The sequence below is a fragment of the Bacillus sonorensis NBRC 101234 = KCTC 13918 genome (assembly GCF_001592005.1).
GTDB classification, from domain to species: Bacteria; Bacillota; Bacilli; order Bacillales; family Bacillaceae; genus Bacillus; species Bacillus sonorensis.
Genome location: NZ_BCVZ01000005.1, coordinates 135386 through 160916, shown reverse-complemented (window position 1 = coordinate 160916; position 25531 = coordinate 135386). Strand labels below are relative to the sequence as shown.

Annotated in this window: 27 protein-coding genes; 25 read left to right on the top strand and 2 right to left on the bottom strand. The window is 46.9% G+C overall.

The window, feature by feature from the left end:
• The first annotated feature begins 109 nt into the window (after positions 1–109).
• The 11 genes from spoIIP (at position 110) to mtaB (ending at position 12920) form a co-directional block, all read left to right on the top strand.
• Positions 110–1312, top strand: a complete 1203-nt coding sequence (spoIIP, locus tag BTR1S_RS09280; protein WP_006637625.1) for a stage II sporulation protein P — start codon at positions 110–112, stop codon at positions 1310–1312.
• A 17-nt stretch (positions 1313–1329) separates the two neighbouring features.
• On the top strand, positions 1330–1653 hold the full coding sequence (locus tag BTR1S_RS09275; RefSeq protein WP_029419357.1) for a YqxA family protein: 324 nt from the start codon (positions 1330–1332) through the stop codon (positions 1651–1653).
• A gap of 170 nt (positions 1654–1823) precedes the next feature.
• Entirely contained in the window at positions 1824–3662 is a 1839-nt protein-coding gene (gene lepA, locus BTR1S_RS09270) for a translation elongation factor 4 (protein ID WP_006637623.1), read from the top strand.
• A gap of 60 nt (positions 3663–3722) precedes the next feature.
• Positions 3723–4862, top strand: coding sequence for a radical SAM family heme chaperone HemW (hemW, locus tag BTR1S_RS09265; RefSeq protein ID WP_006637622.1), 1140 nt, complete (start codon positions 3723–3725; stop codon positions 4860–4862).
• 80 nt (positions 4863–4942) lie between these two features.
• Positions 4943–5974 (top strand): heat-inducible transcriptional repressor HrcA, encoded by a 1032-nt coding sequence (hrcA, locus tag BTR1S_RS09260; RefSeq protein ID WP_006637621.1) that lies wholly within the window; start codon positions 4943–4945, stop codon positions 5972–5974.
• A gap of 78 nt (positions 5975–6052) precedes the next feature.
• On the top strand, positions 6053–6646 hold the full coding sequence (gene grpE / locus BTR1S_RS09255) for a nucleotide exchange factor GrpE (RefSeq protein ID WP_029419358.1): 594 nt from the start codon (positions 6053–6055) through the stop codon (positions 6644–6646).
• A gap of 23 nt (positions 6647–6669) precedes the next feature.
• Entirely contained in the window at positions 6670–8505 is a 1836-nt protein-coding gene (gene dnaK, locus BTR1S_RS09250; RefSeq protein ID WP_006637619.1) for a molecular chaperone DnaK, read from the top strand.
• A 178-nt stretch (positions 8506–8683) separates the two neighbouring features.
• Positions 8684–9811, top strand: a complete 1128-nt coding sequence (dnaJ, locus tag BTR1S_RS09245) for a molecular chaperone DnaJ (protein ID WP_006637618.1) — start codon at positions 8684–8686, stop codon at positions 9809–9811.
• Positions 9812–9834: 23 nt separating this feature from the next.
• Positions 9835–10770 (top strand): 50S ribosomal protein L11 methyltransferase, encoded by a 936-nt coding sequence (gene prmA, locus BTR1S_RS09240; RefSeq protein ID WP_006637617.1) that lies wholly within the window; start codon positions 9835–9837, stop codon positions 10768–10770.
• A gap of 24 nt (positions 10771–10794) precedes the next feature.
• Positions 10795–11562, top strand: coding sequence for a 16S rRNA (uracil(1498)-N(3))-methyltransferase (locus tag BTR1S_RS09235; RefSeq protein WP_006637616.1), 768 nt, complete (start codon positions 10795–10797; stop codon positions 11560–11562).
• Positions 11563–11564: 2 nt separating this feature from the next.
• Positions 11565–12920, top strand: coding sequence for a tRNA (N(6)-L-threonylcarbamoyladenosine(37)-C(2))-methylthiotransferase MtaB (gene mtaB / locus BTR1S_RS09230; protein ID WP_006637615.1), 1356 nt, complete (start codon positions 11565–11567; stop codon positions 12918–12920).
• Between the two features lie 72 nt (positions 12921–12992).
• Here mtaB and BTR1S_RS09225 read toward each other — a convergent pair whose 3' ends face one another.
• Together BTR1S_RS09225 and BTR1S_RS09220 are read right to left on the bottom strand one after the other, a co-directional pair.
• On the bottom strand, positions 12993–13514 hold the full coding sequence (locus BTR1S_RS09225) for a GNAT family N-acetyltransferase (protein ID WP_034326441.1): 522 nt from the start codon (positions 13512–13514) through the stop codon (positions 12993–12995).
• A gap of 35 nt (positions 13515–13549) precedes the next feature.
• A complete protein-coding gene (locus tag BTR1S_RS09220) occupies positions 13550–14479 on the bottom strand; it encodes a Na/Pi symporter (RefSeq protein WP_006637613.1) in 930 nt (309 codons plus the stop codon).
• A 185-nt stretch (positions 14480–14664) separates the two neighbouring features.
• Between BTR1S_RS09220 and rpsU the strand changes: the two genes are divergently transcribed.
• From rpsU to BTR1S_RS21820, 14 genes are all read left to right on the top strand, one after another.
• The gene (gene rpsU, locus BTR1S_RS09215; protein WP_003183654.1) at positions 14665–14838 is read left to right on the top strand and encodes a 30S ribosomal protein S21; all 174 of its coding nucleotides are present in this window, start codon (positions 14665–14667) and stop codon (positions 14836–14838) included.
• Positions 14839–14852: 14 nt separating this feature from the next.
• Positions 14853–15299, top strand: a complete 447-nt coding sequence (locus tag BTR1S_RS09210; RefSeq protein ID WP_006637612.1) for a GatB/YqeY domain-containing protein — start codon at positions 14853–14855, stop codon at positions 15297–15299.
• Positions 15300–15442: 143 nt separating this feature from the next.
• Complete coding sequence (locus tag BTR1S_RS09205; protein ID WP_006637611.1) at positions 15443–16762, top strand: NfeD family protein; 1320 nt, start codon at positions 15443–15445, stop codon at positions 16760–16762.
• Between the two features lie 23 nt (positions 16763–16785).
• The gene (floA, locus tag BTR1S_RS09200; protein ID WP_006637610.1) at positions 16786–17778 is read left to right on the top strand and encodes a flotillin-like protein FloA; all 993 of its coding nucleotides are present in this window, start codon (positions 16786–16788) and stop codon (positions 17776–17778) included.
• Between the two features lie 31 nt (positions 17779–17809).
• Positions 17810–18244, top strand: a complete 435-nt coding sequence (locus BTR1S_RS09195; RefSeq protein ID WP_029419360.1) for a YqfB family membrane protein — start codon at positions 17810–17812, stop codon at positions 18242–18244.
• Positions 18245–18307: 63 nt separating this feature from the next.
• Entirely contained in the window at positions 18308–18589 is a 282-nt protein-coding gene (yqfC, locus tag BTR1S_RS09190) for a sporulation protein YqfC (RefSeq protein WP_006637608.1), read from the top strand.
• A gap of 16 nt (positions 18590–18605) precedes the next feature.
• A complete protein-coding gene (gene yqfD, locus BTR1S_RS09185; protein ID WP_029419361.1) occupies positions 18606–19802 on the top strand; it encodes a sporulation protein YqfD in 1197 nt (398 codons plus the stop codon).
• Positions 19799–20758, top strand: a complete 960-nt coding sequence (locus BTR1S_RS09180; protein WP_006637606.1) for a PhoH family protein — start codon at positions 19799–19801, stop codon at positions 20756–20758. Before yqfD ends, BTR1S_RS09180 begins: the two co-directional genes overlap by 4 nt.
• Positions 20759–20867: 109 nt before the next feature.
• On the top strand, positions 20868–22958 hold the full coding sequence (locus BTR1S_RS09175; protein WP_051056678.1) for an HD family phosphohydrolase: 2091 nt from the start codon (positions 20868–20870) through the stop codon (positions 22956–22958).
• A complete protein-coding gene (ybeY, locus tag BTR1S_RS09170) occupies positions 22955–23431 on the top strand; it encodes an rRNA maturation RNase YbeY (protein WP_006637604.1) in 477 nt (158 codons plus the stop codon). The genes BTR1S_RS09175 and ybeY overlap by 4 nt, the downstream gene beginning before the upstream one ends.
• Positions 23409–23789, top strand: a complete 381-nt coding sequence (locus tag BTR1S_RS09165; protein WP_006637603.1) for a diacylglycerol kinase family protein — start codon at positions 23409–23411, stop codon at positions 23787–23789. The genes ybeY and BTR1S_RS09165 overlap by 23 nt, the downstream gene beginning before the upstream one ends.
• Positions 23707–24339: a cytidine deaminase gene (locus BTR1S_RS09160; RefSeq protein WP_255130748.1), complete on the top strand. Its 633-nt coding sequence runs from the start codon at positions 23707–23709 to the stop codon at positions 24337–24339. Before BTR1S_RS09165 ends, BTR1S_RS09160 begins: the two co-directional genes overlap by 83 nt.
• The gene (era, locus tag BTR1S_RS09155) at positions 24320–25225 is read left to right on the top strand and encodes a GTPase Era (protein WP_006637601.1); all 906 of its coding nucleotides are present in this window, start codon (positions 24320–24322) and stop codon (positions 25223–25225) included. The genes BTR1S_RS09160 and era overlap by 20 nt, the downstream gene beginning before the upstream one ends.
• Before the next feature lie 160 nt (positions 25226–25385).
• Entirely contained in the window at positions 25386–25529 is a 144-nt protein-coding gene (locus tag BTR1S_RS21820; RefSeq protein WP_006637600.1) for a YqzL family protein, read from the top strand.
• Positions 25530–25531: the final 2 nt, after the last annotated feature.

The following is a 25531-nucleotide window of genomic DNA, read 5'->3' as shown; positions in this document are numbered from 1 at the left end:
CCCTCCTTTATTTTGTATCCGGAGCAGGTGATTTTCGGGAAACTTACTTGTTCTACTTCCTCTAGCTTGTACATAGTCTATTTACTAGACAAGCTCTGGAGGGATTACGATGAAAAAAAGAGGCAGAAATCGTCAGTTTGTGCTGGCCGTAAACGGAAGAACGGCGGTCAAATCAGTTTTCTTGTTTATTGCCGGCCTGCTGCTTGTTTTTATTTTGTCAGGGGTGCTCACATCTCTCCGGCCTGAACTGAGACCGTCTTCTTCGTTTTACCGGGTGACGGATGAGCTGGCGGGTGAGGCGTTTGGACACATCCTGGGGATGGAAAACCATTATTTCGCATCTGCACTGCCTGATCCAAACAAAAGGATTGAGCTTTCGCCATTGGTTCTCAAATTGGCGACAAGCATTAATTTAAAAGACCCGCGGAGTTTTCTCGGACGCGAGCTTCCCGGCTTTTCGCATTTTGATTCAGACATTCTCGTCGCCGGGCAGGGGACCGATTATACCAATATGCCCTCAGAATCTCCGCCGCCGACTGAAGTGTTAAAAGAAGAAAGAGAAGCAAATCTTGCAGAGATTGAAGGAAAGAAAGAAGACGATGGAAACAAAAGACCTCCCGAGCAGTCGACGGGCGACCGGAAAGTGGTATTTATTTATAACACGCATAATACCGAATCGTATCTGCCGTTTTTAAAGGGTGAAACCGATCCAAACCTTGCCATGCATTCAAAAGCGAATGTCACGCTTGTCAGCGATATGCTTGCTGATGCTATGGAATCTCAAGGCGTCGGCGCAAAAGTGGATAAAACGGACATTCAGGCCAACCTGAAGAAGAAAGGCTGGAGCTATCCGCGCTCCTATGATGAATCAAGGCCGGTCGTGAAAGAAGCGATGGCCCGAAACAAGGATCTGCAGTACTTTATTGACATTCACCGGGATGCGCAGCGCAAAAAAGCGACCACGACGACGATAAACGGAAAAAGCTATGCGCGGGTCGCGTTTGTCATCGGCAAAAAAAGCTCTAATTTTGAAGCGAATTTAAAGCTGGCAAAAGAGCTGCATGAACGGATGGAAAAAAAATATCCGGGCTTGAGCCGCGGCGTTATATCGAAAGGCGCTTCTGGAGATAATGGCGTATACAACCAGGATTTAAACGAGCAATCGGTCTTGATGGAATTCGGAGGCGTCGATAATAACCGCGCAGAGCTGGAACGGGCCGCAGACGCAACGGCCGACGTGTTCAGCGAGATGTTCTGGGAGGCGGAAAAAGTCGATGCCCCTTCAGGTGAAGACGATAAGAAAAAACAATAGAAACTAGGTGATGAAAAGTGGCTTCTTTTATAGGGAAATGTATATTGGTTTCCGCCGTCATGTTTTTCGGCGTTCTGCTCGGCATGCAGCAGGCGAATAACGGGATGCTGGAAATGAAGGGCTACAAAGACCCCGATTTAAAAGGAGCGCTCAGCTTTTCTGAAGGTGAAGCAAAAGAGGCTTCAATTCTCGGCCATCAAATCGATTTGGAAGAAAAGCAGAAAGAGCTTGAACAATTGGAAGCATTCAACTTCTTTTCTTCCGCCGGCCGCGCCCTGGCCGACTCGGTCACGAACTCGGCCCGGTCTTTGTATGATTGGATAAAAGAGAAAACGGATTAAGACGAAGAGAAAGGCGAGCTGCACCATCCAGCTTGTTTTTCTCTTTTTTGCCGCTTCCATGATGGGAAATCCGCTTTCCTCCGCGTTTATTTCTAAACATTGAATCTTCACATGCCTATTGATATAATCTAAGCTAGCGCATGTTGCGTTTCATAGTAGGAGTGATTAGTGTGACAGACAAAGAAAAACGATTACAAAGACAGTCGAGAATTCGCAATTTCTCTATTATCGCCCATATTGACCACGGAAAATCCACTTTGGCAGACCGGATATTGGAAAAAACGGCGGCAATCACTCAAAGGGAAATGAAAGAGCAGCTGCTCGACTCGATGGATTTGGAACGAGAAAGAGGAATCACCATTAAACTGAACTCCGTACAGCTGAAATATAAAGCGAAAGACGGAGAGGAATATATTTTTCACCTCATTGACACCCCGGGGCATGTAGACTTCACCTATGAGGTGTCGCGAAGCCTGGCGGCGTGTGAAGGCGCGATTCTCGTCGTTGACGCGGCACAGGGGATTGAGGCGCAGACGCTCGCAAACGTTTACCTTGCGCTTGATAATGACCTCGAAATTCTTCCGGTCATTAATAAAATCGACCTTCCGAGCGCAGAGCCTGAGCGCGTCCGCCAAGAGGTGGAAGATGTCATCGGACTCGATGCTTCAGAAGCCGTTTTGGCCTCTGCCAAAGCGGGTATCGGAATTGAGGAGATTCTCGAACAGATCGTCGAAAAAGTCCCGGCTCCAAGCGGCGATCCGGAAGCGCCTTTGCAAGCTTTGATCTTCGATTCCCTCTACGATGCTTACAGAGGCGTTGTCGCTTATATCAGGGTTGTTCAGGGGACCGTCAAAGCAGGCCAGAAAATTAAGATGATGGCGACTGGCAAGGAATTTGAAGTCACAGAAGTCGGTGTATTTACGCCGAAAGCCGTTCCTGTCGATGAATTGACCGTCGGTGATGTCGGATTCCTGACGGCGGCTATCAAAAACGTGGGGGACACCCGCGTCGGGGATACGATTACGAGCGCGGAAAACCCTGCTCCGGAAGCCCTGCCAGGCTACAGAAAACTGAATCCGATGGTGTATTGCGGACTGTATCCGATCGATACCGCGAAATACAATGATTTGCGGGAAGCGCTTGAAAAGCTGGAGCTGAACGACTCCTCTCTTCAATATGAGGCTGAAACGTCCCAGGCCCTCGGCTTCGGTTTCCGCTGCGGATTCCTGGGCATGCTCCACATGGAGATCATCCAGGAGCGGATTGAACGCGAATTTAAGATCGATCTGATCACGACGGCGCCGAGCGTTATTTACAACGTTTACATGACGGACGGCGAAAAAATCGTCGTCGACAACCCGTCAAATATGCCTGATCCGCAGAAGATCGAACGTGTTGAAGAGCCGTACGTCAAAGCGACGATGATGGTGCCGAACGACTTTGTCGGGGCGGTGATGGAATTATGCCAAGGCAAGCGCGGCCAGTTTATCGACATGCAGTATCTCGATGCCAACCGGGTCAGCATTATTTATGAAATCCCGCTCGCTGAAATCGTTTATGAATTTTTCGATCAGCTGAAATCGAACACAAAGGGCTATGCATCGTTTGATTATGAACTGATCGGCTATAAACCGTCCAAACTCGTGAAAATGGACATCATGCTGAACGGCGAAAAAATCGACGCCCTTTCTTTCATCGTTCACCGCGATTATGCGTATGAGCGCGGAAAGGTCATCGTTGAAAAGCTGAAAGAACTGATTCCGCGTCAGCAGTTCGAGGTGCCGGTTCAGGCTGCCATCGGCCAGAAGATCATCGCCCGGTCAACGATCAAGGCGATGCGCAAAAACGTTCTGGCGAAATGTTACGGCGGAGATATTTCCAGAAAGCGCAAACTGCTTGAAAAGCAAAAAGAAGGAAAGCGAAGAATGAAACAGGTCGGCTCTGTCGAAGTTCCGCAGGAAGCCTTTATGGCTGTACTGAAAATGGACGACAGCGGCCAGAAATCATAAGACCCTGCCGCCGCAGCTTAACCACTGCGGCTTCTTCCCGTAAAGAAGGTGAAAAAATAAATGAAATCCGCTTATATCCATATTCCGTTTTGCGAGCACATCTGCCATTATTGCGATTTTAATAAATTTTTTATTCAAAGCCAGCCTGTTGACGAGTACTTGCGCTCACTGGAAAAAGAAATGGTCCATTCCATGGAGGCGAACGGACACCCCGAGCTGAAGACGATTTTTATCGGCGGGGGCACGCCGACTTCATTATCGGCCGGTCAGCTTGAGCGATTGCTTGACTCCATCCACACGGTGTTAAAGCCGTCCGAAAGCTTGGTTGAATTTGCCGTCGAAGCCAATCCCGACGATCTCTCGTCCGAAAAGCTGAACGTGTTGAAAGCAGCCGGTGTAGACAGGCTGAGCTTCGGGGTTCAAACGTTTGAAGACGAGCTTCTGAAGAAGATCGGCAGAGTTCACGAGCAAAAAGATGTGTTCGCGTCCTTTGAGAGGGCGAGAGAAGCGGGGTTTGAAAACATCAGCCTCGACCTCATGTTCGGCCTCCCGGGGCAGACCGTCCATCATCTTGACGCATCGCTTGATACGGCGCTGTCTCTCGGCGCAGAGCATTATTCGGTGTATTCGCTCATTGTCGAGCCGAAAACCGTCTTTTACAACCTGATGAAAAAAGGCCGCCTTCACCTGCCCCAGCAGGAGCAGGAGGCTGAAATGTATGAGCTTGTCATGAACAAAATGACCGGGGCCGGCATCCACCAATATGAGATCAGCAACTTTGCGAAAAAAGGGTTTGAAAGCAGGCACAACCTCACATATTGGAGCAATGAAGAATACTTTGGCTTTGGAGCGGGCGCACACGGTTATATCAATGGCAAACGAACCGTGAACGCAGGCCCTGTCAAACATTACATCGACCTCATTGACAAGAGTGGGTGTCCTTACAAGGAGATTCATCAGGTGACAAGAAATGAGCAGATTGAAGAAGAGATGTTTCTCGGTCTTCGAAAAACAGCCGGCGTTTCTAAAGAGCGGTTTTTCGAGAAATACGGCACACCGCTTGACGATCTTTTCGCTGACGTCCTGCGCACGCTCGAAGAAAAAGGACTCGTGTTCAACACGGAAAAAAGCGTATGTTTGACACATGATGGAAAGCTATTGGGTAATGAAGTGTTTCAGGCGTTCTTGGGAGAGTTATAATTGACATTTTGATTGCGGTTTGGTAATTTTGATATACAATTAGCACTCATTCACCGAGAGTGCTAACAGGGGTGATATGAATGTTAACAAATCGTCAGCTGTTAATCTTGCAGGTTATCGTCAACGATTTTATTCGTTCAGCTCAGCCGGTGGGATCAAGAACACTTTCTAAAAAAGACGACATCACATTCAGCTCGGCTACGATCAGAAATGAAATGGCTGACTTGGAAGAGCTTGGATTTATTGAAAAAACCCACTCATCTTCAGGCCGGATTCCTTCTGAAAAAGGCTATCGCTATTATGTTGATCATTTGCTTTCTCCAGGAAAGCTGTCAAAGACGGATTTGAAATTAATTCATTCCATTTTCAAAGAAAAAATCTTTGAACTTGAAAAAGCCGTTCAGAAATCGGCTCAAGTCTTATCCGACCTGACAAATTATACATCGATCGTTCTCGGCCCCAGACTGAGTGAAAATCATTTGAAGCAAATTCAGATCGTACCGATCCAGCCGAAAAAGGCAATTGCGATTCTCGTGACAAACACGGGACATGTCGAACATAAAACGATTAATTTTCCGGCGGAGGTCGATCTCTCAGACCTTGAAAAGCTGGTCAATATATTAAATGAACGCCTTGTGGGCGTACCGATATCAGAGCTTAAAGACAGGATTTTTAAAGAAGTGGTCATCTTTTTGCGGTCTCACATTCAAAACTATGACCAGATTCTCAATGCGCTCGGCGCCACGCTGGATTCTTCGGCCCATACCGACCGGCTGTTTTTCGGCGGCAAGATTAATATGCTGAATCAGCCCGAATTTCACGATATCGAAAGGGTCAAATCCCTTTTGTCGCTTATTGAGAAAGAACAGGAGATTTTGCGGCTTTTTCAGTCGACAGAAGCCGGAATCACCATTAAAATCGGTAAAGAAAATGATTATGAAGAAATGGAAAACTGCAGCCTGATTACCGCCACATATACGCTCGGTTCGAAACAAATCGGCTCGATAGCGGTAATCGGACCGACGCGGATGGATTATTCCCGCGTTGTCAGCTTGCTCCAGCATGTATCGTCTGACTTGTCAAAAGCGCTGACAAGTTTGTATGATGGGTAAGGCAGTACAGAAAACAGGCAGAAGGGAGCTTTCCCTTCTCTTCATCATTGAACGAACCTTTAAGGGAGGTGAACACAGATGGCAGAAGAAAAACAAAACCAGGAACAAAAAGAGCAGGAAGAGCTGAACAAGACAGAAGCGGAAGCGGCTGAAACTGCTGAAGCAGAAGAAGCGGCTCCGGAAGCCGATGAGCAGACAGAAGAAAATCAAACTGAACTGCTTGAAAAGCAACTAAAAGAACTTCAAGAGCGTCTTGAAGAGAAAGAAAATAAACTTTTACGTGTTCAGGCGGATTTTGAAAATTACAAACGACGTGCCCGCCTTGATCTTGAAGCAGCGGAAAAATACCGTTCACAGCGCATCATCAGCGATTTGCTGCCGGCGCTCGACAATTTTGATCGCGCTCTCGGGATCGAGCCTGACAATGAGCAGACGAAAAGCCTGCTTCAAGGGATGGAAATGGTGCACCGCCAAATCCTTGAGGCTCTTAAAAATGAAGGTGTTGAAGAAATCCCTTCCGTCGGCCAGCAGTTTGACCCGAACCTTCACCAGGCCGTGATGCAGGTTGAGGATGAACAATATGAATCAAATGCAGTCGTTGAAGAGCTGCAAAAAGGCTATAAACTTAAGGACCGGGTGATCCGTCCTTCTATGGTGAAAGTAAATCAATAACTACATAGCAGGAGGTTATTTTCATGAGCAAAGTTATCGGAATTGACTTAGGGACAACGAACTCATGCGTTGCAGTGCTTGAAGGCGGAGAGCCGAAAGTCATCCCTAACCCAGAAGGAGCCCGCACGACTCCGTCAGTTGTTGCATTTAAAAGCGGAGAACGCCAAGTGGGCGAAGTGGCGAAACGCCAGTCCATCACGAACCCGAATACGATCATGTCGATCAAACGCCATATGGGCACAGACCATACAGTTGAAATCGAAGGCAAAAAGTACACGCCTCAAGAAGTATCTGCCATCATTCTTCAGCATTTGAAATCCTATGCTGAAAGCTATCTTGGCGAAACTGTATCAAAAGCCGTTATTACTGTTCCTGCATACTTCAACGATGCAGAGCGTCAAGCGACAAAAGATGCCGGTAAAATCGCCGGACTTGAAGTTGAACGGATCATCAACGAGCCGACTGCGGCTGCGCTTGCCTATGGTCTTGACAAAACGGATGAAGATCAAACGATCCTCGTATACGACCTTGGCGGCGGTACATTTGACGTTTCCATTCTTGAGCTTGGTGACGGCGTGTTTGAAGTCCGCTCTACAGCGGGTGACAACCGTCTTGGCGGAGACGACTTTGACCAAGTGATCATCGATCATCTCGTCTCAGAATTCAAAAAAGAAAACGGAATCGACCTTTCAAAAGATAAAATGGCGCTTCAGCGTTTGAAAGATGCAGCTGAAAAAGCGAAAAAAGACCTTTCCGGCGTGTCTTCTACGCAAATCTCCCTGCCGTTTATCACAGCGGGAGACGCGGGTCCGCTTCACCTTGAACTGACGCTGACACGTGCGAAATTTGAAGAGCTTTCTTCTCATCTAGTAGAGCGCACAATGGGTCCTGTCCGTCAAGCGCTTCAAGATGCGGGGCTTTCTGCGAGCGAGATTGACAAAGTCATCCTTGTCGGCGGATCAACACGTATTCCGGCTGTACAGGAAGCAATCAAAAAAGAGACTGGAAAAGAAGCTCATAAAGGCGTAAACCCTGATGAAGTGGTAGCGCTTGGCGCAGCGATCCAAGGCGGCGTCATCACTGGAGACGTCAAAGACGTAGTCCTTCTTGACGTGACACCTTTATCACTCGGTATCGAAACAATGGGCGGCGTATTCACAAAACTGATTGATCGGAACACAACAATTCCGACAAGCAAATCACAAGTGTTCTCAACAGCGGCTGACAACCAGACAGCTGTTGACATCCACGTTCTTCAAGGTGAACGCCCGATGGCTGCCGACAACAAAACGCTCGGACGCTTCCAGCTTACCGACATTCCGCCGGCACCACGCGGTGTTCCGCAAATCGAAGTGTCATTTGATATCGATAAAAACGGTATCGTAAACGTAAGCGCGAAGGATCTTGGTACAGGCAAAGAACAAAATATTACGATCAAATCTTCTTCAGGTCTTTCTGATGATGAGATCGAGCGCATGGTAAAAGAGGCTGAAGAAAATGCTGAAGCCGATGCGAAGAAAAAAGAAGAAATCGAGCTTCGCAACGAAGCTGACCAGCTTGTCTTCACCACTGAAAAAACGCTGAAAGACCTTGAAGGCAAAGTGGACGAAGCGCAAGTCAAAAAAGCAAATGAAGCAAAAGACGCGCTAAAAAGCGCGATCGAGAACAATAACCTTGATGACATCAAGGCGAAGAAAGAAGAACTGCAAACCATCGTTCAAGAGCTTTCAACGAAGCTTTACGAAGAAGCCGCAAAACAAGCACAAGCACAGCAAGCAGGCGGAGAAGCCAAAAAAGCGGATGACAATGTCGTAGACGCAGAATTTGAAGAAGTGAACGACGACCAGGACAAAAAGTAAGAAAATAAAAAGCTGTGCGGGCATGGCCCGCACAGTATATGACCTTACCGGCGATGAAAGTCAAAGTCAGGATCTCTTGACTTTGACTTTTTTCTTCCTTAGGGACAAAAGGAATTGAAAAAACATAATTTGAAATGATACAATCTAATTTATGTGAGAAAATCGGGAGTGTGAAGAGATGAGTAAGCGTGATTACTATGAGGTGCTTGGGGTAAGTAAGAGCGCTTCAAAAGATGAGATAAAAAAAGCTTACCGCAAGCTTTCCAAAAAATATCACCCGGACATCAACAAAGAAGCCGGAGCGGCTGATCAATTCAAAGAAGTGAAAGAAGCTTATGAAACACTTTCTGATGACCAAAAACGGGCCCATTACGACCAATTCGGCCATACCGATCCAAACCAGGGATTCGGCGGCGGCGGTTTTGGCGGCGGCGACTTCGGCGGTTTTGGTTTTGACGATATTTTCTCAAGCATTTTCGGCGGCGGCGCGAGACGGAGAGACCCAAATGCCCCGAGGCAGGGAGCCGATCTGCAATATACGATGACGCTGTCGTTTGAAGAAGCGGCTTTCGGAAAAGAGACAACAATCGAAATCCCGCGCGAGGAAACGTGTGATACATGCCATGGTTCAGGCGCAAAGCCGGGGACCAAACCTGATACATGTTCACACTGCGGAGGATCAGGCCAGCTGAACATGGAGCAGTCCACACCATTCGGCAAGGTCGTCAACCGGAGAGTTTGTCATTATTGTAACGGTACAGGCAAGCAAATTAAGCACAAATGCTCAACATGCGGCGGAGCAGGAACAGTGAAAAAACGCAAGAAAATCAATGTCACCATTCCGGCGGGTGTGGATGACGGCCAGCAGCTTCGGGTGGCCGGACAGGGCGAACCGGGTGTAAACGGTGGACCGTCAGGTGACTTATTCGTCGTTTTCCGCGTTCGTCCGCATGAATTTTTCGAGCGTGACGGAGACGACATTTACTGCGAAATGCCGTTGACTTTCGCACAGGCCGCGCTCGGAGATGAGATCGAAGTGCCGACACTTCACGGAAAAGTAAAATTAAAGATTCCTGCAGGAACGCAGACGGGTACGAAGTTCCGCTTAAAAGGGAAAGGCGTAGCAAATGTCCGCGGATATGGACAAGGCGACCAGCATATCGTCGTCCGCGTCGTCACACCGACCAATTTAACGGAAAGCCAGAAAAAAATTATCCGCGAGTTTGCTGAAGTGAGCGGAAATATGCCAGATGAACAGGAAATGAGTTTTTTCGATAAAGTAAAACGCGCCTTTAAAGGTGATTAATGATTGGATGAGGAGTTGGTAGTATGAAATGGTCCGAAATCTGCATTCACACGACAAATGAAGCGGTTGAGCCCATCTCAAATATTTTGCATGAAGCTGGTGCGAGTGGAGTGGTGATTGAAGATCCGCTTGATTTAACAAAAGAACGTGAGAATGTGTACGGAGAAATCTACCAGCTCGACCCCAATGATTACCCTGATGAAGGGGTCATCATCAAAGCGTATCTCCCGATCAACAGCTTTTTGGGAGAAACCGTGGAAGGCATCAAGGAAACCATTAACAATCTGTTGTTATATGATATTGACCTCGGAAGAAATAAAATCACCATCAGTGAGGTGAATGAAGAAGAATGGGCGACAGCTTGGAAAAAATATTATCATCCCGTGAAGATTTCCGAAAAATTTACGATCGTTCCGACTTGGGAAGAGTATACGCCGGTTCATACAGATGAGCTGATCATCGAGATGGATCCGGGAATGGCATTCGGAACAGGGACGCACCCGACCACAGTCCTTTGTATACAGGCGCTTGAAAGGTATGTGAAGAAAGGCGACTCAGTCGTGGACGTCGGAACGGGAACAGGCATTTTGAGCATCGCTTCAGCCATGCTCGCAGCCGACCGGGTAGAGGCGTACGACCTTGATCCGGTTGCCGTTGAAAGCGCCCGTTTGAATTCCAAGCTTAATAAAGTCGCAGATCGCATCGACATCAAGCAAAACAATCTGCTCGACGGGATTGCAGGAGAAAAAGATGTCATTGTCGCAAACATTTTGGCGGAAGTCATTCTTCGTTTTACAAAGCAGGCCTACGATCTGCTGAAAGAAGGAGGCTATTTTATCACGTCGGGGATCATTCAGCAGAAAAAACAGGAAGTCAAAGACGCTCTTGCAAAAGAGGGCTTCACGATCATTGAAGTGCTTTCCATGGAGGACTGGGTCAGCATCATCGCCCAAAAATAATCGTTAGTAGGTGTCTAAAAGCGTATGCAACGATATTTTATCGAACAAACAAAACAGGAGATCACTGCATTGCCCGCAGTCATCATTAAAGGAGAAGACGTCCACCACATCGTCAATGTGATGAGAATGTCGTCGGGCGATCATGTCATGTGCTGTGCGAAGGACGGCCATGAAGCCGAATGCCGGATTGAATCTTTGTCAAAGGAAGAGGTTGTGCTATCCGTTGTGGACTGGACCGGGAAAAATCGCGAGCTGCCGATCCGAGTCCACATCGCAAACGGCCTCCCGAAAGGTGATAAACTCGAATGGATCATTCAAAAAGGCACCGAGCTCGGGGCAAGCTCGTTTTTCCCCTTTGAGGCGTCGCGGTCGGTCGTGAAGCTCGATCATAAAAAGGCGAAGAAAAAACGGGAGAGATGGCTGAAAATCGCCAAGGAAGCTGCGGAGCAGTCCCACAGAAACAAGATTCCCGAAGTGGGGGGCGTCCTTACGTTTAAAGGCTTGCTTGAAAGCCTTCCCAGCTTCGATAAATGTGTCGTTGCATACGAAGAGTCATCGAAACAAGGAGAAAACAGCCAGTTTCAATCCGTGATCAAAGACCTGCCGGAAGGTTCTTCCCTGCTGATGGTGTTTGGTCCGGAAGGCGGGTTTTCAGAAAGCGAGATCGAAGCGCTCAAAGAAAAAGGCGCTCTCGCCTGCGGGCTCGGACCGCGCATATTAAGGGCGGAAACGGCGCCGCTTTACGCTTTGGCGGCAGTTTCCTATCATACAGAGTTATTAAGAGGTGAATAACAATGGCAACCGTTGCATTTCATACCCTTGGCTGCAAGGTCAACCATTATGAAACAGAAGCAATTTGGCAGCTCTTTAAAGAAGCCGGTTATGAACGAAAAGATTTTGAAAGCACAGCAGATGTTTATGTCATTAATACATGCACCGTCACTAACACAGGCGATAAAAAAAGCCGCCAGGTCATCAGACGGGCGATCCGGCAAAACCCTGATGCCGTCATTTGCGTGACAGGCTGCTATGCCCAGACGTCCCCTGCGGAAATCATGGCGATTCCAGGTGTTGACATCGTCGTCGGTACACAAGATCGTGAAAAAATGCTTGGATATATCAAGCAATACCAAGAGGAAAGACAACCGATCAACGGTGTCAGCAACATCATGAAAGCCCGGGTGTTTGAGGAGCTTGACGTGCCGGCGTTTACCGACCGGACGCGCGCTTCTTTGAAAATTCAGGAAGGCTGCAACAATTTTTGCACATTCTGCATTATTCCATGGGCCCGCGGCCTTCTCCGTTCCCGTGATCCGGAAGAAGTCATCCGCCAGGCGCAGCAGCTGGTCGATGCCGGCTATAAGGAAATCGTTCTGACAGGCATCCATACCGGCGGATATGGAGAGGACATGAAGGATTATAATTTTGCACAGCTCCTGAAAGAATTGGACAGCCGTGTAAAAGGCTTGAAACGAATCCGTATCTCTTCAATCGAGGCGAGCCAAATAACCGATGAGGTTATTGAAGTGCTCGACAAGTCAGACAAAATTGTCAGACACCTGCACATTCCGCTTCAATCAGGCTCAAACAGCGTCCTGAAACGGATGAGAAGAAAATACACAATGGAATTTTTCGCCGACCGATTGACAAAGCTTAAAAAAGCGCTCCCCGGTCTTGCGGTTACATCCGATGTCATCGTCGGCTTCCCGGGAGAGACGGAAGAAGAATTCATGGAGACCTATAACTTTATTCAAGAGCACAAGTTTTCAGAGCTCCACGTCTTCCCATACAGCAAACGGACGGGCACTCCGGCTGCACGCATGGACGATCAGGTCGATGAAAACGTGAAAAACGAACGGGTTCACAAACTGATTGCTCTATCAGACCAGCTGGCAAAAGAATATGCTTCAGATTATGAAGGAGACGTTCTCGAGATCATTCCTGAGGAGCAGTTTACAGAAACGGGCGAAGACAACCTGTATGTCGGCTATACGGACAACTATATGAAAGTGGTTTTCGAAGGATCAGAAGAGATGATCGGCCAGCTTGTCAAAGTGAAAATCACAGAAGCGGGCTATCCTTACAATAAAGGACAGTTCGTCCGCATCGCAGATGACAGCGTACCTGAAAGCATGCGTCTATCATCTTAAATGTTTTAAAAACCGGTTCACCAAAAGGTGCACCGGTTTTTTTATACATGGGAACTTTTTGGCGGCGTAAAGCTAGAGTGTTCGAACATCTTCCCAGCCATACACAAGTTCAGAAAGTTTTCTTCCCCCAATCTCGACTTCAATAGCATCTATTTTTTGACCCCCGAGCGCTTCATAAAATAGACGGGATACATTTTCTTTCAAGACAAGAACAATCATAGAGCGTAAGCCCATTCCTTTTATTTCATCAATAATTTGTTTAAAAAGTGCTTTTCCAATACCATGTCCTTGATACTCCTTTAAAATATATATGGCATATAATTCCCCGTCAAATCCGCTGTATTTGCCGCTTCTTTCGGCACCGCCGGAGGAAAAGCCGACGATTTCCCCTTCGTTGTTTTCTGCTGCGTATACGCCGCCGAGAGGGATGTTTTTTATCCATATCTGTTCCCGTTTTTCATATGTTAAACCTTGCAAGTAATCGTCTGGAACGATATTGGCATATGTCGTTTTCCAACTGTCGACATGCACCCGGGCGATTCCTTTTGCGTCTGCTAAAACAGCTTTTCGGATTTTCACATCCCTGTTGGACATTTTTTTCACCACCTTTTCACCAAATTATACCATCATTAGCGGTTTCGGTTTGGAACAAGAAACATAATAAATGAATGAAAAACATTGGTCAGGGGCAAAAAAAGAACGGCAGTGACAACGTTAAATAACAGGCTGAAATGGGCGATCTGCTGAGCCGGGCTGGCGGAAAGGCCGGCAACCAGTCCAGTGATGGATGATAGAGCAGGATAGACGGCAGCAGCGCCGATCAAATTAAACACAACATGGGCATACGCCGTTTGTCTGGCGGCGGCGCCTCCTTTAACAGAAGCCATCACGGCCGTGATGCATGTCCCGATGTTTGAGCCGAGAACAACGCTCATCGCCTCGGTCAGTCCGACAACCCCCTGATCCATGAAGCTCATCAGGATGCCGACACAGGCCGAACTCGAATGGATGATGGCGGTCAGAACCGTTCCAATGATCAAAGCATAAAATGATGAATGTTCGACAAGGTTCACGATATATGCTCCTGATTCGAGCCGTGACAACGGTACGGCAAGGCGGCTGAATCCGTTGATGCAGAAAAAGATCACGCCCAAACCGATCATGCTCAGACCTACATGCCGAAAAGGAGATTTTCTTGTAATCAACAGAAGCGCTCCTCCTGCCGCAAGGACGACAATCAATAACTCCAGCTTGACAGCTAAAAATTCCGTTGTAAACGTGGAACCGATGTTCGTCCCCAAAATGAGCGGGATCGAACGTTTAAACGAAAGAGCGCCCACGCTGACAAACCCGATGACAATCACCATAAACGCGGAGCTGCTTTGCAAAATTCCTGTGAAAACAATGCTGACGAGAAAAGCTTTTAGCGGATGATCCGTGAATAAAAGCAGCCGTTTTTCAATTTTTTCAAATGTCAGCGAAATCAGGCCTTTTCTCAGCATGTTCATGCCTGCCAGAAAAAGGACGATTAAAAACACGAATAAGATAAACATAATCATCAGATTTTCGAAATGAGCCTCCTTTGTATATGTATACAGACAAGCCGCCGAAATGATGACTAAACAATAAAACAATTCGTTTGGTTGACCTTACCGAAGGCTTATATTATAATGTCAAAGTACATGTTTCAATGTATGTCTTTTTTAAAGCAGTCGATTGGTGTATTCGGAGGGAGGGAAAGAGAATGTCAAAAACGGTCGTTAGAAAAAACGAATCGCTTGAAGATGCTCTTCGTCGCTTCAAACGCAGTGTATCAAAGACAGGTACTTTGCAAGAAGCAAGAAAGCGTGAATTTTATGAAAAACCTAGCGTAAGACGCAAGAAAAAGTCTGAAGCTGCCAGAAAGCGCAAATATTAAAAGAGGGTGGATTTATGAGTCTTCTTGAGCGTCTGAATCAAGATATGAAGCTCAGTATGAAAAACCGTGAGAAAGACAAACTGACCGTCATTCGCATGGTGAAGGCTTCGCTTCAAAACGAAGCAATCAAGCTTAAGAAAGACAGGCTGACCGAAGATGAAGAACTGACTGTTCTTTCTCGTGAATTAAAACAGCGTAAAGACTCCCTCCATGAATTTTCAAACGCTAATCGTTCAGATTTAGTAGATAAAGTTCAAAAAGAGTTAGACATTTTGGAAGCTTATATGCCCGAACAGCTGACGGAAGAAGAGCTGCTTGACATCGTCAATGCGACGATCGACGAGGTCGGCGCTTCTTCAAAAGCGGACATGGGCAAAGTCATGAGCGCCGTCATGCCCAAGGTTAAAGGAAAGGCAGACGGGGGCCTCGTCAACAAGCTTGTCAGCAAACAACTGTCTTAAAGAAAGAGGCACCTTTCATCATCTGAAAGGTGTCTTTTTTGCTGTGCGGTCATAAAATAGAAAAGTAATCAAATTTTGAAACCTTTGATACATTTGTAACGTATGTAAAGCTGATGATAAGAAGGAAGGAGGAAGCAAAGCCCTTGTTATTGAAAAAATCCCGAATTTTAGTTGCCCTTATATGCGGTTTTATTTTATCCTTATTTGTAGGGGTTCATTTGACCGTGAAAGCGGATGGTGATACGGTCTATGTCATCCCTGTCGAAGAAACGGTAGAAAAGGGACTTTCTAAATTTCTTGAGCGGTCGTTTCGGGAAGCCCAAGATATGAATGCCAAACATATTATCCTTGATATCAATACGCCGGGCGGAGCGGTTGATGCAGCCCTTGAAATGGCTGATACGATACATAACTCCGATATTCCGGTGACCGCTTATGTCAACAGGCGGGCTCTTTCGGCGGGCGCGTACCTCGCATTAAATGCGGACGATATCTACATGGCGCCCGGAGGAAAAATGGGAGCTGCCGCTATCATCGATTCAAAGGGAAACGCCGCGGATAAAAAATCCGAATCTTTGTGGCTGGCGGAAATGGAGGATGCGGCCAAAAAGAACGGGCGTGATCCGAAATACGCGCTTGCGATGGCCGATGCCGGCGTCGATGCCAAAGAAGCGGGAGCGCCAAAGGGAAAGCTCTTGACATTGAGTCCTGAGAAGGCGCTTGATGTCGGGTACTCGGAAGGCACCGCTGAAAGCCTTGAAGACCTTTTGAAAAAGCTGCACCTGGAAGATGCCAAGGTTGAACATGCTGAAGTCAGTTTTGCCGAAAAGGTGGCTCGGTTCCTCACCCATCCGATTGTCATTCCGATTCTGCTTTCGATCGGGAGCCTTGGACTGGTTGTCGAACTTTATTCACCCGGCTTTGGAATACCGGGTTTTATGGGGCTTTCGGCGCTGATGCTCTTTTTCTACGGCCATCTTGTGGCAGGGCTTGCCGGAATGGAAACACTCCTTCTTTTTATCGCCGGAATTGTTTTGATCATATTGGAACTTTTTCTGCCGGGCGGAATAGCAGGAATTATCGGATTGATCGCCGTTGTTGCGAGCCTCTTTTTAGCTTCTGGAAGCATTAAGGTAATGGCCCTCTCCATTTTGATTGCAACTGCTGTTTCGATAGCGGCATCCATTCTATTGACAAGGGTGTTGGGGAAGCGTATGAAGTTTTTCAAGAAATTCATATTAACCGATTCAACAAATACGGAAAGCGGATATGTCTCAAACGTAAGCCGCCACGATTTAGTCGGAAAGATCGGGGTCACGCATACACCGCTCAGGCCATCCGGAACGGTCATTATCGACGACGAACGGCTTGATGTCGTGTCAGAAGGCACGTTTACCGAAAAAGACAAGAAAGTCAAAGTGGTTAAAGTGGAAGGCTCACGGATTGTCGTGAGAGAAATATAAAACGATATTTAAGGAGGAACATTATGGATCCGTCAACTTTATTACTTTTAGCATTAATTGCAGCAGGGATTATTTTATTGGCCATCTTTTTTACATTTGTCCCTGTCATGCTGTGGATCTCGGCTTTAGCCGCGGGAGTAAAAATCAGCATATTCACGCTGATCGGGATGAGGCTTCGCCGCGTCATTCCGAGCCGTGTTGTCAACCCGCTGATCAAGGCGCACAAAGCAGGACTGGATGTCTCCAATAATCAGCTTGAAAGCCACTATCTTGCAGGGGGAAACGTTGACAGGGTCGTCAACGCGCTTATCGCCGCCCACCGCGCAAACATCGAACTGACATTTGCCAGATGTGCAGCAATCGATCTGGCGGGCCGCGACGTTCTTGAAGCTGTTCAAATGAGCGTCAACCCAAAAGTAATCGAAACCCCGTTTATCGCAGGTGTTGCGATGGACGGAATCGAGGTAAAAGCGAAAGCGAGAATTACGGTGCGGGCAAACATCGACCGCCTTGTCGGGGGAGCCGGCGAGGAAACGATCATCGCCCGTGTAGGTGAAGGGATCGTTTCGACAATCGGTTCGTCTGATAACCATAAAAAGGTGCTGGAAAATCCGGATATGATTTCACAGACGGTCTTGAGCAAAGGCTTGGATTCAGGTACGGCGTTTGAAATCCTTTCGATTGATATCGCCGACGTGGACATCGGCAAAAACATTGGAGCCATTCTCCAAACCGATCAGGCTGAAGCGGATAAAAACATCGCCCAGGCAAAAGCGGAAGAGCGCCGCGCAATGGCCGTCGCCCAAGAACAGGAAATGCGCGCCCGCGTCGAAGAAATGCGCGCCAAAGTGGTCGAAGCGGAAGCCGAAGTGCCGCTTGCCATGTCTGAAGCCCTCCGCGGCGGAAAGATCGGCGTCATGGATTATCTCAATATGAAAAACATTGATGCAGACACAGATATGCGCGATTCTTTCGGAAAGATGACGAAAGGCCAGTCTGAAGAGGATCATAAATAAACAAAGCCCCTGATAAAAAGGAGGGAGCGCCTTGCTTGACATACTTTTTGACAATCCGATCATCATGGCCGTCATCCTCGGAATCATTTCCGTCATCTTCAACCGTCTAGGTAAGAATGATGAAAGCGATGAGGCAAAACACAAGAAGAAACCTCAGCGGCCGAAAGCAGAAGCGCCAAAGAAGCAGGCAAAACCATTGGAATCATCCGGTAAAGCCGAGGTGCAGGCAGCGGCGCAAAAGGGCACTGACATGATCAAAGAGCTTGAGAGAGTCAAAACGAGCGTTGAACGGTCAATGCCTGCCATTGAACGGTCGATAAAAAGACAAATCGGCCATTCGCCGAAGCCTTCGCAAGACATGATCGAGCTGAATCAAAACACCGTTCTTCAAGGAATCGTCCTCAGCGAGGTAATGGGTCCTCCCCGTTCACGGAAGCCCCATTCCACCATGAGGCGCCGCCCATAAAATTAAAAGTGTTAGAACCTCTTTCTCACTCATACATATGAGATGAAAGGGGGTTCTTTTTTTATGGCGCAAAGAAAAAACCGCATCAAAGCGTGGCTGACAAGAACATTGGAAATCCCCCCCGACGTCATGATGGATCTTCCGCGGATTACAATGATCGGAAGACTTCACATATATATCGAGAACCACAGAGGACTCCTGCTTTTCAGCGACCGGGAAGTACGGCTGATGCTCAAGCAGGGGCAGTGCATCATTCAAGGCAAAGATTTCGTCATAAAAACGATTTTGCCTGAGGAGATTTTGCTTGAAGGCACGATCGAGCTTGTTCGCTATATTGATTCATAAGTCAGGGGGAAGAGGCGTGAAGAATAAATGGCTTTCTTTTTTTTCAGGGAAGATACAGCTTGAAGTCACGGGAATGGGAATCGAACGTTTATTAAATGAATGCACAAGGCGCGGCATCCCGCTGTTCGATGTGAAAAAAAGGAAAGACTCTGTCTTTCTTTATATTCTGCTTTCTGATGTACATGCCTTTCGGAGGGTCATCAGGCATTTTGACTGCAAATGCCGCTTCACAAAGCGGAAGGGCTTTCCCTTTATGCTTCAGAAATCAAAGCGGAATAGCGGATTTACACTGGGCATTGCCGCTTTTTTCGTTCTGATGTTCATCCTTTCCAATATGCTGTGGAAGATTGACATTTCCGGCGCCCAGCCGGAAACCGAACATCAAATCAGGCAGCAGCTTGATCAAATCGGGGTGAAAAAAGGACGTTTGCAATTTCTGATGGTGACGCCGGAGAAAATTCAGCAGTCGCTCACAAAGAGCATTGACAACATCACATGGGTCGGTATCGAGTTGAACGGGACAGCCCTCCATATGAAAGTGGTTGAAAAAAACGAGCCGGACAAGGAAAAATATATCGGCCCGCGGCATATCATCGCCAAGAAAAGAGCGACCATCTCCAAGATGTTCGTAGAAAAAGGCGAACCTCTCGTCACAGTCAATGAGCATGTCGACAAGGGGCAGATGCTTGTTTCGGGTCTGATCGGAAGCGAGGATGAAAAGCAAGAAGTCGGGGCAAAAGGGAAAATATACGGCGAAACCTGGTATAGGTCAACAGTAACGGTTCCCCTTGAGACATCATTTGATGTTTTTACGGGTAAAGTAAGGACAAGGCACAAGCTTTCCATCGGCTCTCTGTCGATTCCTTTTTGGGGGGTGTCTCTTAAAGAAGAAGAGCTCTCTCGTCCGAAAACAGAGGTTGAAACGCATTCGCTTCATTTCATGAATGTTACGCTTCCCGTGGCTTATGAAAAGGAGCTGACGAGGGAAAGCGAACAAGTCAAAAGAGTATATACTAAAAAAGAAGCGGTCCGGGAAGGGATCAAAATGGGCAAAGAAGATGTCCAGAAAAAAATCGGTGAAGATGGAGATATTATCGGTGAAAAAGTTTTGCACGAAACGAGTGAGAATGGTAAAGTTAAATTGATCATCCTTTACCAAGTTATTGAAGACATTGTTCAAACAACACCAATTGTTCAGGAGACTAAAGAATGACAGAACACTTACTTGCGATTCATCAGCAACTGGAAAGTCCGAATGAAGCTCAGGCGCTGTTTGGAAATCAGGATTCGCATCTGAAGATGATGGAGGAAGAACTGAATGTTTCGATTGTGACACGGGGTGAAACGGTATATGTCGCAGGCGACGAGGAAACCTTTCAAATCGTGGACAGTCTGCTCGCTTCCCTCTTGAATCTGATCCGCAAAGGGATTGAAATATCTGAACGCGACGTCCTGTATGCGATCAAGATGGCCAAAAAGCATAAGCTTGAGTTTTTTGAAAGCATGTATGAAGAGGAAATTACGAAAAATGCCAAAGGGAAGCCGATACGGGTGAAAACGATCGGCCAAAGAGAATATATCGCCGCCATGAAACGGCACGATTTAATCTTTGGCATCGGGCCTGCCGGTACGGGGAAAACCTATTTGGCTGTCGTAAAAGCCGTCCATGAGCTGAAAAACGGACACATCAAAAAAATCATTCTGACAAGACCGGCTGTTGAAGCAGGAGAGAGCCTCGGCTTTTTGCCGGGTGATCTGAAAGAAAAGGTCGATCCTTATTTAAGACCTTTATATGACGCCCTTCACGATGTGCTCGGTTCAGATCATACGGCAAGGCTGCTTGAAAGAGGGACCATTGAAATTGCGCCGCTTGCCTATATGAGGGGAAGGACGCTTGATGACGCGTTTGTTATTTTGGACGAGGCGCAAAATACGACACCCGCACAAATGAAAATGTTTTTGACGAGATTGGGTTTTGGTTCTAAAATGGTGATTACAGGCGACATCACGCAAATCGACTTGCCGAAGGGAGTCACATCGGGTCTTGCCGTCGCGAAAAACATGCTTTATGATATCGACGGAATTTCATTCGTTGAATTGGATCAGACAGATGTGGTCAGACATCCGCTTGTCGCCCGAATTATTGAAGCATACGAAAAGACGAAATAACTAAAATGACCCGATCGCCCGCTATCGGGTCATTTTTTAGTTCCTTGCCGGAAAAGAGGTGCTTTTTTTGAAGAAGACAAAAAGAAACGGAAAGAACCGGCTCATCCGTATGAAAAATGGAAAAATTCTTCCTGTCATGCTTTATACGGCAATTTCCGCGCTTATGCTGGTCCTGCTTTTTTTGCATGTCAGACCACAGTCTCTAGACCTGGATTTGTTTTCGATCAGCGAAAATACCATTTATGCTCCGGCTACGGTTGAAGACCAAAAAGCAACGGCTGCTAAAAAGCAAGAAGCGCGGGAGGAAGTTCCCGATCAATACACCCTTAAAAAGGAATATTCCGACAACAGGGTGGACCTTGTCGCATCAATATTTGACATCATCAAGGAGGTCAAGAAGGAAAGCGCCGAAAAGGATAAAGGGGAAAAAGAACAAATCAAATCCGCGGAAGAAAAGCTGACTTCAGATGTCACGGATTTTCTTTCGCATGAGTCTGTCAAAAGCCTATTGAAGGCGAGCGACGGCGAGCTTTCCATGACTCAGGATTCTGTCATCACCGCAGTTAATGATGTGATGAGTGAAGAAATTCCCGCCGGAAAACTTGAGGAAGCAAAGGAAAAAGCCGCAAAAGAGCTGAAGGGCAACTCAGTCCCTTCAAAATTAAAGAATGCCGCCAATGAAATCGTCCGGTTTGCGATTATTCCCAATTATGTCTATGACCCTGACAAAACTGAGCAAAAGCGCCAGGAAGCGGCGGACAGCGTTCAGCAGGTGCAGATTAAACAGGGGCAGATCCTCGTTGAGGAGAATCAGCTGATCGACAGAGAAGTGTACCGAAAGCTTGAATTGACCGGATTGTTAAGCGGAGCCAACATTTATAAACCGGTCGGCGGACTGCTGCTTTTAATCGGGCTTTTTATCGCCGCTCTTGTATACTTTTTTGAAAAGCAGCATAAAAGCAGGCTGCCGAAGAACAAATCGCTGATGCTGTTTTCATTGATTACGGCGATCGTTTTGATCGTGATGGAAGTCATCAGCCTGTTTCAGGAGCTTGAAATCAGCCATATCGGCTATCTGGTTCCAATCGCCATGGGCGTCATGCTGATTAAACTGTTAATCAACGAACGGCTGGCGATCCTGGCAAGCATGATTCTTTCCATTTGCGGAAGCATGATGTTCAACCAAGGTGTCACAGGGACGTTCAATTACGAAATTGCAACCTACTTTTTGATTAGTTCGATCGCAGGTATACTGTTTTTAGGAAAGTATAATAGAAGATCAAAGATCCTTCAGGCGGGGCTGTTTGTCTCATTTGTCAACATTGTCGTCATGTTTACCCTGCAGCTGATTCAAAATACGGCGCAGTCGGGTTTGGAAATGGGCACTTATCTTATCATGGGAGCGGTGTCGGGCATCGGATCTTCCGTTCTTGTGCTGGGCTTAATGCCGTTTTTCGAAAGCGGATTTGGCATATTGTCGACAATGAAGCTGATCGAGCTTTCCAATCCGAACCACCCGCTGCTCCGCAAAATTCTGACGGAGACGCCAGGCACGTACCACCACAGCGTCATGGTCGCCAATTTATCCGAGGCGGCCTGTGAAGCGGTAGGGGCCAACGGACTGCTGGCGAGGGTCGGCGCTTATTATCACGATATCGGAAAGACGAAGCGGCCGCAGTATTTTATCGAAAACCAGATGAACATTGATAATCCGCATGACAAGCTTTCTCCGCAGCTGAGCAAAAACATTATCATCTCGCACGCGACAGACGGAGCGGAAATGCTGAAGGAACATAAAATGCCGAAAGAATTGGTCGATATCGCCGAACAGCACCACGGGACGTCATTGCTGAAGTTTTTCTATTATAAGGCGAAAGAAAAAGGAGACCAGACGACTGAAGAAGAATTCCGCTATCCCGGGCCAAAACCGCAATCGAAGGAAGCGGCGATCATTTCGGTGGCGGACAGCGTGGAAGCGGCCGTGCGGTCGATGCACAACCCGAACCCGGAAAGGATTGAAAAGCTTGTGCGAGGCATTATTTCCGACAAGCTTCAGGACGGGCAGTTCGATGAATGTGATCTGACCCTTAAAGAACTCAATATAATAGCCAAGACGCTGTGTGAAACGCTAAAAGGCATTTTCCATTCCCGGATCGAATATCCGGACGCTAATCCAAAACAGAAGGTGAAACACTCATGAGTTTAATTCTCGATATCTCAGATGAAACAGGCCGCCTCTCAGAGGGGCAGCTTGAGGAAATTGAAAAGCTTCTTCAATTTGCGGCGAAAGAAGAAAACGTCGCCGATCAGGCGGAAGTATCCGTTACGGTCGTGACAAATGAAGAAATACAACAAATCAATAAGGAATACCGGGGGAAAGACTACCCGACCGACGTCATCTCGTTTGCTCTTGAAGAAGACGGAGAAGGAGAAGTCGAGATCATCGGAGCCGATATGCCGCCCGTACTCGGCGATATTATCATCAGTGCCGATAAGGCGAAGGAACAGGCGGAGGAATACGGCCACTCTTTGATGAGAGAGCTCGGTTTTCTAAGCGTTCACGGGTTCCTGCATTTGCTCGGATATGACCACATGACAGAGGAAGAAGAAAAAGAAATGTTTACTAAACAGAAGGATCTTTTGAACAAATATGGGCTCTCAAGATCCTCATAAACCGAATGAATGGCGCCGGCTGAAAAAAAGTTTTTCGCACGCCTTCACAGGAATTTTCAAGACGTTCATTTCCGAGCGCAATTTTAAAATACACACCGGAGCCGCAATCATTGTGATTGTTTGCGGCTTCGTTTTCAGGCTGTCCGTTTTGGAATGGGCCGTCATCTTCATCCTCATTGGCGGAATGCTTGCTTTGGAGCTTATGAACACCGCCGTTGAGCACACAGTCGATTTAATCACGAAAGAGAGCCATCCGCTGGCGAAAGCCGCCAAAGATGCAGCGGCAGGGGCGGTTTGCGTCTTTGCCGCTGTTTCGTGTATCATTGGATTACTCATCTTTTTGTCAAAATTGTTGTAACCATTGTGTTCGTTTTCCGCCTGACGAAAGATTCTTACAAAAATTTTACATTTTCGATTTGGGCGTGAAAAAACAGCCATTTTTATGTAAAATAAAAGTGTTAGCGGTATCAAAACCGTTACAGGAAGGAATTAACACATTGACGAAACAAGAGCTGATTGCAGAAGCATTAAAAGCAAGGGAACTTGCATATGTTCCGTATTCAAAGTTCAAAGTCGGCGCTGCCCTCCTGACAGAGGACGGCAAGGTGTATAAAGGCTGCAACATTGAAAATGCTGCATACAGCCTGTGCAACTGTGCCGAGCGGACGGCGCTGTTCAAGGCTTACTCTGAAGGGGACAAAGCCTTTAAAATGCTTGCCGTTGCCGCAGATACGCCCCGCCCTGTATCACCATGCGGAGCGTGCAGACAGGTGATAGCCGAACTCTGTTCAAAAAACATGCCTGTTATTTTGACCAATCTAAAAGGCCAAATTGAAGAAACAACTGTTCAAGAATTACTGCCAGGAGCATTTTCATCGGAGGATTTACATGACAAAGGAAAGCTTTAAATCAGGATTCGTGTCCATTATCGGACGTCCCAACGTGGGAAAATCTACTTTTTTGAATCGCGTGATCGGCCAAAAAATTGCGATCATGAGCGATAAGCCGCAGACAACGAGAAACAAAGTGCAGGGCGTATTAACGACTGACACGTCTCAAACCATCTTTATCGATACGCCGGGCATCCATAAGCCGAAGCACAAGCTGGGCGACTTCATGATGAAGGTTGCCCAGAATACCCTGAAAGAGGTCGACATTATATTGTTCATGATTAATGCTGCGGAAGGATACGGCAAAGGCGATGAATTTATCATCGAACGCTTAAAGGGTTTAACGACCCCGGTGTTTTTGATCGTCAATAAAATCGATCAGATTCATCCGGATGAACTGCTTCTGCTCATTGATGAATACAGGGCCAGATACCCGTTTAAAGAAATCATTCCGATTTCTGCCCTTGAGGGAAATAATATTGACACTCTTTTAAACCAAATTGAACATTATTTGCCGGAAGGTCCGCAGTTTTACCCGAGTGACCAGGTGACGGATCATCCAGAACGCTTCATCATTTCTGAGCTGATTCGGGAAAAAGTGCTGCATCTGACAAGGGAAGAGATCCCTCACAGCATTGCGGTCAGCATCGATTCCATTAAAGAAAGGGAAAACGGTTCTGTTTATGTGAGCGCGACGATTGTCGTTGAGCGCGATTCGCAAAAAGGCATTGTCATCGGAAAACGAGGCAGTCTGCTGAAAGAAATAGGCAAACGGGCAAGGGCCGATATTGAAGCTTTGCTCGGCTCATCGGTTTACTTGGAGCTTTGGGTTAAAGTGCAGAAGGATTGGCGCAATAAGATGTCTCAGCTTCGTGATTTTGGATTTAAGGAAGACGAGTATTAACGAACCGAGCTTGACCGAGGATTAGTCGTTACAAAATCTCTCGAAATCAAAGTTATACTAGAAAAAATTGTTTAACATGAAATGGAGGATACAAGGTCAAGATAAGCTTAAGATTTGGATGTTTAAAAAGCTAGTTATAAACAGAAAGGTGGGGCTTTTTATGCTGAATTTTACTTGGAATGTATTTTCACAAACAGGAAACGTTGATACGTACCTCCTTTTTAAAGAACTTGAAAAGGAGAACCTGGAAAGACCCGATGAACTTGAAGAAGAGCTAGCGCAAATTGACTTTCCAATTTTGTGATC

What these genes read in the sequence shown, in the direction of transcription:
- floA (WP_006637610.1), top strand. Translation starts at nt 16,786, where the DNA reads ATGGATCCGTCAACTTTATTACTTTTAGCATTAATTGCAGCAGGGATT.
- ybeY (WP_006637604.1), top strand. Translation starts at nt 22,955, where the DNA reads ATGAGTTTAATTCTCGATATCTCAGATGAAACAGGCCGCCTCTCAGAG.
- BTR1S_RS21820 (WP_006637600.1), top strand. Translation starts at nt 25,386, where the DNA reads ATGCTGAATTTTACTTGGAATGTATTTTCACAAACAGGAAACGTTGAT.
- BTR1S_RS09220 (WP_006637613.1), bottom strand. Translation starts at nt 14,479, where the DNA reads ATGATTATGTTTATCTTATTCGTGTTTTTAATCGTCCTTTTTCTGGCA.
- dnaJ (WP_006637618.1), top strand. Translation starts at nt 8,684, where the DNA reads ATGAGTAAGCGTGATTACTATGAGGTGCTTGGGGTAAGTAAGAGCGCT.
- BTR1S_RS09180 (WP_006637606.1), top strand. Translation starts at nt 19,799, where the DNA reads ATGACAGAACACTTACTTGCGATTCATCAGCAACTGGAAAGTCCGAAT.
- rpsU (WP_003183654.1), top strand. Translation starts at nt 14,665, where the DNA reads ATGTCAAAAACGGTCGTTAGAAAAAACGAATCGCTTGAAGATGCTCTT.
- BTR1S_RS09210 (WP_006637612.1), top strand. Translation starts at nt 14,853, where the DNA reads ATGAGTCTTCTTGAGCGTCTGAATCAAGATATGAAGCTCAGTATGAAA.
- prmA (WP_006637617.1), top strand. Translation starts at nt 9,835, where the DNA reads ATGAAATGGTCCGAAATCTGCATTCACACGACAAATGAAGCGGTTGAG.
- BTR1S_RS09160 (WP_255130748.1), top strand. Translation starts at nt 23,707, where the DNA reads ATGCAGCGGCAGGGGCGGTTTGCGTCTTTGCCGCTGTTTCGTGTATCA.
- yqfC (WP_006637608.1), top strand. Translation starts at nt 18,308, where the DNA reads ATGGCGCAAAGAAAAAACCGCATCAAAGCGTGGCTGACAAGAACATTG.
- dnaK (WP_006637619.1), top strand. Translation starts at nt 6,670, where the DNA reads ATGAGCAAAGTTATCGGAATTGACTTAGGGACAACGAACTCATGCGTT.
- BTR1S_RS09175 (WP_051056678.1), top strand. Translation starts at nt 20,868, where the DNA reads ATGAAAAATGGAAAAATTCTTCCTGTCATGCTTTATACGGCAATTTCC.
- era (WP_006637601.1), top strand. Translation starts at nt 24,320, where the DNA reads ATGACAAAGGAAAGCTTTAAATCAGGATTCGTGTCCATTATCGGACGT.
- hrcA (WP_006637621.1), top strand. Translation starts at nt 4,943, where the DNA reads ATGTTAACAAATCGTCAGCTGTTAATCTTGCAGGTTATCGTCAACGAT.
- BTR1S_RS09165 (WP_006637603.1), top strand. Translation starts at nt 23,409, where the DNA reads ATGGGCTCTCAAGATCCTCATAAACCGAATGAATGGCGCCGGCTGAAA.
- mtaB (WP_006637615.1), top strand. Translation starts at nt 11,565, where the DNA reads ATGGCAACCGTTGCATTTCATACCCTTGGCTGCAAGGTCAACCATTAT.
- grpE (WP_029419358.1), top strand. Translation starts at nt 6,053, where the DNA reads ATGGCAGAAGAAAAACAAAACCAGGAACAAAAAGAGCAGGAAGAGCTG.
- hemW (WP_006637622.1), top strand. Translation starts at nt 3,723, where the DNA reads ATGAAATCCGCTTATATCCATATTCCGTTTTGCGAGCACATCTGCCAT.
- spoIIP (WP_006637625.1), top strand. Translation starts at nt 110, where the DNA reads ATGAAAAAAAGAGGCAGAAATCGTCAGTTTGTGCTGGCCGTAAACGGA.
- BTR1S_RS09225 (WP_034326441.1), bottom strand. Translation starts at nt 13,514, where the DNA reads ATGTCCAACAGGGATGTGAAAATCCGAAAAGCTGTTTTAGCAGACGCA.
- BTR1S_RS09235 (WP_006637616.1), top strand. Translation starts at nt 10,795, where the DNA reads ATGCAACGATATTTTATCGAACAAACAAAACAGGAGATCACTGCATTG.